Source organism: Photobacterium galatheae (assembly GCF_000695255.1).
Lineage (GTDB): Bacteria > Pseudomonadota > Gammaproteobacteria > Enterobacterales > Vibrionaceae > Photobacterium > Photobacterium galatheae.
In genome coordinates this window covers 45,397-51,472 of sequence record NZ_JMIB01000045.1, presented here as the reverse complement: position 1 = coordinate 51,472, position 6,076 = coordinate 45,397, and the positions used below count along the sequence as shown (strand labels likewise).

6 protein-coding genes and 1 pseudogene are annotated in these 6,076 nt (G+C 40.8%); 3 read left to right on the top strand and 4 right to left on the bottom strand.

What is annotated here, in order from left to right; genetic code table 11:
- Window positions 1–96 precede the first annotated feature (96 nt).
- Window positions 97–600: a hypothetical protein gene (locus EA58_RS20215; RefSeq protein WP_036757303.1), complete on the top strand. Its 504-nt coding sequence runs from the start codon at window positions 97–99 to the stop codon at window positions 598–600.
- On the opposite strand, the gene EA58_RS20210 is transcribed toward EA58_RS20215, so the two are convergent.
- A complete protein-coding gene (locus EA58_RS20210; protein WP_051642298.1) occupies window positions 590–922 on the bottom strand; it encodes a hypothetical protein in 333 nt (110 codons plus the stop codon). The genes EA58_RS20215 and EA58_RS20210 overlap by 11 nt on opposite strands.
- A 974-nt stretch (window positions 923–1,896) precedes the next feature.
- Window positions 1,897–3,255 carry a pentapeptide repeat-containing protein gene (locus EA58_RS20205; RefSeq protein WP_036757300.1) on the bottom strand — a complete coding sequence of 453 codons (1,359 nt, stop codon included), beginning with the start codon at window positions 3,253–3,255 and terminating at the stop codon, window positions 1,897–1,899.
- Window positions 3,256–3,604: 349 nt separating this feature from the next.
- Between EA58_RS20205 and EA58_RS21770 the strand changes: the two genes are divergently transcribed.
- Window positions 3,605–3,745 carry a hypothetical protein gene (locus tag EA58_RS21770; protein WP_161781086.1) on the top strand — a complete coding sequence of 47 codons (141 nt, stop codon included), beginning with the start codon at window positions 3,605–3,607 and terminating at the stop codon, window positions 3,743–3,745.
- 92 nt (window positions 3,746–3,837) lie between these two features.
- Here EA58_RS21770 and EA58_RS20195 read toward each other — a convergent pair.
- Window positions 3,838–4,095 (bottom strand): annotated as a pseudogene (locus tag EA58_RS20195) (IMP dehydrogenase); the annotation flags it as partial.
- A 141-nt stretch (window positions 4,096–4,236) separates the two neighbouring features.
- On the bottom strand, window positions 4,237–5,259 hold the full coding sequence (locus EA58_RS20190) for a phage integrase (RefSeq protein ID WP_036757294.1): 1,023 nt from the start codon (window positions 5,257–5,259) through the stop codon (window positions 4,237–4,239).
- 234 nt (window positions 5,260–5,493) lie between these two features.
- On the opposite strand from EA58_RS20190, the gene EA58_RS20185 reads away from it, so the two are divergent.
- Window positions 5,494–6,063 carry a sce7726 family protein gene (locus EA58_RS20185; RefSeq protein WP_036757291.1) on the top strand — a complete coding sequence of 190 codons (570 nt, stop codon included), beginning with the start codon at window positions 5,494–5,496 and terminating at the stop codon, window positions 6,061–6,063.
- Window positions 6,064–6,076: the final 13 nt, after the last annotated feature.

Here is a 6,076-nt window from a genome sequence, read left to right as displayed (position 1 = left end):
TAAAGGGGAAGTGGACAATTTCATGAATTTATTTTCAATTACGAAAATGATTGCTTATGATTTAGTCATCAAACAAAAACAGAAGGGAGAATCTGTATGGTTACAAACTACCTGCTTAGAGAAGTGGAAGAAAATTATAATAAATGGGATTTGGTAACACAGAAACTGTTTGAGGATTTCTTACAGGAAATTCAGAAAGTTAGTGAAAATTTAGATTATGCTATTGATGCGAAGGTTGGAGAGAACAGCCATCAAAACCGCATCAAGTTTGGTAAGCATGAATTGGGAACCGCCAAGGGATCATGGCTAATTGGCCTTGTTACATATTCTGACTACTTCGAAGTGGAAATTCCATGCAAAAAGATTAAATTTTATCAATCTTTTAATGATAGATTCTGGAAGACTGATAACAAGTGGCCTTTAAAGAAGGAGAGTGAGTGGGTTGTTGCTGACTCAAAAGATCAAATAAGATTACAAAATGTGACAGCAATCTTTTTAGATTGGATTAGTGCAGGTATCGAAGAAAAGCACATTCCATTGGTTCCTTTGAGCGTAAGGGCGTCTATACATCCTGTTGGGTTTGATCTTGCTAAGGAATGAGTATTTTTAAAGAACCGTTGTAACGCACGTAAGCTTTGCGCACATACTCGAAGATATGAATGGTGCGGCCGTCTTTCATTTTGTTTAAAATGGCCTTGTTTCCGCGCACCATTTCCATGTCGCCTTCTTGGCCTTCGCCGGTGTAGTTGAAAATGCCATCGTCGCCGAAGTCGTCGGCATAGCCATGCTTTTCACCGCCGTCACCGGTAACAATGAAGATCGCATCCAGGCCCGAAGGAGTCGAGATACCGCCCTGGGCCTGGCCTTTGTACACACCGTGGATTTCTGACTGGCGGTGGTATTCTTTTCCTATTTCGAACATCTATAACTCTTAAAGAAAAAACACACATAAACAGCATGTTATATGTACTTGATTAACTGGTTTAAATTTATTTAATCGAAATATAAAAAATTAGTGCAGAATTATTTCTATTTTGTGCTGCGTGAGGTAATTTTTTGCACATAGTGTATAGTTTCATATGGATTCTCATATAGACTTAATGCAAAAAGTCAAGGAAGATATGAGCAATGAAATACAAAGTGGACATTCAAGCTATCTCAAACTGCCCACCAAACAATGGTGTCAGTAAGGATAGCACTGCTTACAGATTTGTTTTTAATCCAGTTAATTCAGGGAGTTTTATCCCCCCTGGTAAACAAAACCCTGTGCGTTTACAAAAGGATAGCACTCAGTCAAGAAAGTGCTCTTTGTTGGCACTGTCTATGTTTAAAAGTTGTACTTCACTGACCAGCGAGCGTCCATCATGGGCGCTTTTTTGTTGCCTGCTGTCAGCCACGCTCCACGGCCACGGAATGGAGCGAGTGCGTGACGAAATCCGCACTCTCCCTCCCCACCTGCGAGGTTTTCGCAGTAGGTTTTTACGAAATTCTGTATCGTGAAAATCGACAACCTGAAAACCACAGAGCTAAACGCTCAGAAGCTTAGATGACGCGGGGTATTCAGTGGTTTAAAGTCCCTTTAAATGGATTACAGCGCGCTTTTAAAAATTTCAAAAAATGAAATTCTTTCAGGTTTTCTGAAATTTACCAACGCTGAGATATGGATTTAATTACAGCTAAGTTATTGATATTGTAAGGAGTTTAATAGATTTCGTCATGATCTCAATGATCACGTGATGATCTTGAAGGAATTGAAGTGTTGTCCTTAAGTTGCTGATAATTTGGTGTTTGTTGTGATTTTACGCAAAGATCAGAATTTCAATTTTGCTTAGGTATATATACCATTCCTTATTGTTACCTTCGAAAAACAGTACAACAGAAATATTTTTAAGGGCGTCATGGCGTTGGAATGGGCATGCCGCACGCAAACTTTTCATCTCGATAAGATTTCTCCCAGTTTTTAGCCTTTGTTATTTGATTGCATACGATTTCTATAAATTCATCAGAATATTCATCAGAGCCTGCTATTGGGTAATAAAATTTTGCATTTATAAGATTGGTAGAATTAAAATCTGCTCTAGTAAAAGTAGTATGAGTTAAATCAGCGTTAGAAAGATCTGCTAGAGTTAGGTCAGTGTTAGTAAAATCCGCTCCGCTAAGGTTTGCAAATGAGAAGTCAGCAAAGTTGGCAGTAGCATTATTTAAATTTGCACCTGATAGATCAGCTTGGTTGAAATTTACGGAGCTCATAAAAGATTCTGAAAAATTTGAATCTCTTAGATTGGAAGAAGTAAATTGTGTATCACGAAGCTGGCAATTTGAAAAGTTTGAAGAGTCAGCTTGAACCTCTGTAAATATTGCTGAATTAAGGTTAGAGTTTTGGAAGTTTGCTCTCATCATGAAAGATTTAGAAAAATTAGTTCTTTGCGCTTCAGAATTAGAGAGGTTGGATTCTACAAGCAAAGATCTCGTGAAGTTGGATAAGCCAAGGTCTGTGTTAGATAAGTTTGTTTCTGCAAGATTTGCTTCTGATAAATTTACAAATTCTAGACTGCTATTTTCTAGGTTTGATTTATATAAAAATGCTTTTGATAGAGTGGCTTGATCCAAGTTCACATTAGATAAGTCTGATTCAGATAAATTGGCTTGAATTAAAATGGACTGCTCTAATTTTGCCATTTTTAAATTTGAATTTGAGATGTTAGCTAAACTCAAGTTTGCACCTTTTAAATCAACATTTGGGAGTTCTGACCTTTGAAGATATGCCCCAGTATATCTTTTTGATTCTACATCAAAAAGAAATTTAGCATAATCTACTGTCTCCTCCCAATTTGATAAAGAGTCACTATTATTTTCAGCTTGTTTGTCAGATTTAATTTCTTTTGGGGGAGATAAATCAACACCCATTAGAGATACAGGTTTTTTTAAGCAAATTATATTCGTAATCCAACTTACTTCTTTTATGGAAGCGAACCACTCTATGCCTAAACAATTCCAGCTGTTTAAGTACTCCAAAGCTTCTCGTTTTCCTGAGTTACCTGGCGCTTTGGTTGTGATTAACTCCCAAGCGGCATTAATGCGAGCTGTGTTCGAGTCTTTAATTTGAAGTAAAAAGGCGACAATCGCAACAATGGCAGCAATTTCAGTAAAGACTAATAATTTTTCGCGACAACGTAGTATCAGTGATTTTTTTATAGAAGGTGTACGAACATAGAATCCACGTGCTCTATTTGACTTAGGTTTTCTCCACCACATCTCACACACCTCACTACCAACTTCCTCATTCAGTCTAGGCTTCTTAGCGTTCTAGATATGTTTACATTTCGATACAGGTTGGTCTGTAGTGGGGAGTGGTCATGTATTCTTACTAACAGCTCTGCTTCAAACCCAACCACAACATCCCACTCAACGATCTTATTTACGAAATTGCCCAGCTCCGGGGCGTCAGCACCGAACAAGTCAGCATTCATTTCAGCCACGTATTCAACTCTCAGAACTGGAACCGCGAAAATGAGTTCGTCGCCGCACTGGCCCGTTCTGTGTTACGGCGCGATCTCGAAGCCGAGCGCGCGAAAGCCAGCCCGGAAGTAATCAATCTGGTTTGATGCTGGTTAATGAAAAAGAGTATCTGGCATTTCGGAAAAGGCTACAGATCCAACAGGAGTTGCTGGAGCCGTTTATTGATGAAGCGATGAAAATCAGCCGGAACAATCGTGCTTTACTGTCGCATGGTTTGTGGGGATAGTCGGGTAGTACTTTTTGGCTGACGCCACTTACCAATTTGGGGCGCAAAAAAGGCCGCTCAAAAGCGGCCTCAAATACCTCGAAAAAACCGAGTTATTCTCTTCCGTACACGTTGTTTTCTTGTTCTTGTACACGGATGAAGGTGGTGCGTTTGGTCAGCTCTTTGAGCTTCGCCGCGCCAACGTAGGTGCAGGTTGAGCGCACGCCGCCCATGATATCTTGGATGGTGTTTTCAACCGGGCCACGGTATGGCAATAGTACGGTTTTTCCTTCAGCGGCACGATAGTTGGCAACACCGCCGGAATGCTTGTCCATCGCGCTCTGGGATGACATCCCATAGAACTTCATAAAAAATTATGAATCCATTTAAAAACAGTAACTTAAATCACTTCTGTTGTGCATTTGCTGTATGGTTATACAGCTATTTCATGCTATTTTTTACCGATTTTTTCACGAACGTAGACAAAATGTAGTCACTTTTCAGGAGGGAAATCAGAGATGGGCGAGAGGATTTTTGCTGATCGCATCTGAAAGGTGTTCTGGGGAAAAATGAGCATAGCGCATCGTCATGCCAATATCAGCATGGCCGAGGATATCCTTCAACACCAGGATGTTTCCGCCATTCATCATAAAGTGGCTGGCAAAAGTATGACGCAAAACATGGGTAGCCTGGCCAGTTGGGATATCGTGAAAAACTTTTGTCTTCAGCAGATAGCAAAATGGCGTATAGCACTCTTCAAACAACTGACCAGAGGTTGGCTTGTATATTTCTTGGTAAAGTTCCGACGAGATAGGAACCGACCGATTCTTTTTGTTCTTCGTGTTCGTGTAGGTAATTTTATACTTACTCAGTTGGCTACCACATAACTTGGCTGCTTCATTCCAGCGGGCACCGGTGGCAAGGCAAATCTTTACGATTTTGAGCATGTCCTTTCGCTCATGTTGTGCGACAAGCTCAAGCAGAAGTTTGATTTGCTCTGAAGTCAAAAACGCCATCTGACGTTCATGATCCTTGAGCGGCTTGATATCTTCCAGCGGGTTCGGGCCAACCCATTCTCCCAGTTCTTTCAGCTTACTGAATACCGCTTTAAATCGTGAAAGCTCAGAATTAAGTGTGGCGATAGAAGGCGCACCTTTTTGCCAGCGTTTATCTACAAAACTGATGTCACCTGACATGCGTAGTTGGCGGAAGTTGGAATAGATTTTACTGGTAAACTTGGCTCCCAACGGGTTGCCCATTGCTCTTGCCATATGATCCATTTTGTCTTTGATCACATTGCCATTACTTAGGCTGACCCCGTACATTGAATACCAAACGTTCAGAAGGTCGAGCAGACGTCGGCGATCGGTGGCAACACCAAGCCACGGTTTCTCATCCACTTCACGCATGGTATGCCGTTCAAAGGCTGCGGCTTCCCCTTTTGTTGCAAAACGTTTTCTTACACGTTTCCCAGATCGGCCATTGGGGTAGCAATCGCAAATCCAGCCGCCATCTTCAAGTTTTCGAACTGTCATAACACTCAGGTACTGTTTATTTATACAGTCATGATAAACGTAGAAATTAGCAAATCAATGTTTTACCGAGTAAATAGAAACACATAGAATTTTGGTGACAATGTGAACCGAGTTGTAGTTATTAGGATGGTGATAGAGCAAGTCTATAAATTTGCTCTAATATGTTGATAAAAAGAGCTTCGAGTGTATGATCGCCGACCGGAAACTACACACCAGAACAATTAGGCTAGGGCAATGAACGATATAGATGTGCGTAATGCAGTTCACAAAAAGCTATTGAAGAGGCATCACTCTGATGCGGATACCTTAGTTTTGGATGAGCTTGGCATCTGTCTTGGTGCTTGTCGGGTTGATATTGCAGTGGTTAATGGAATACTCCATGGCTATGAGTTAAAAAGTGCCAAAGATACTTTGGAGCGTTTGCCTGCCCAGGTGAAGTATTACTCCGCAGTAATGGACAAAGTTACCCTTGTCGTTTCAGACAACCACTATGAAGAAGCAAAAAAGATTGTTCCTGACTGGTGGGGAATAAAAGTCGTCACTCAAGGTTCAAGAGGCGGTATTCATATTGTCCATGAGCGTGCAGAGAAGACAAACAGAAGCATTGATCCTTTAAGAGTCGCTCAGCTTCTGTGGAAGGAAGAGTGCTTAACATTGTTAGAAAAATGGGGCTCACTCAAAGGGAATAAGAGTAAACCCCGACATAAGCTTTGGGCTATTGTGTCAGAGACAATTCCAGAAAAGCAGCTTCGGAATGAAGTACGTCTCCAACTGAAGAAAAGAACAGAATGGAGAACGAACTAACTCTTATAACTCC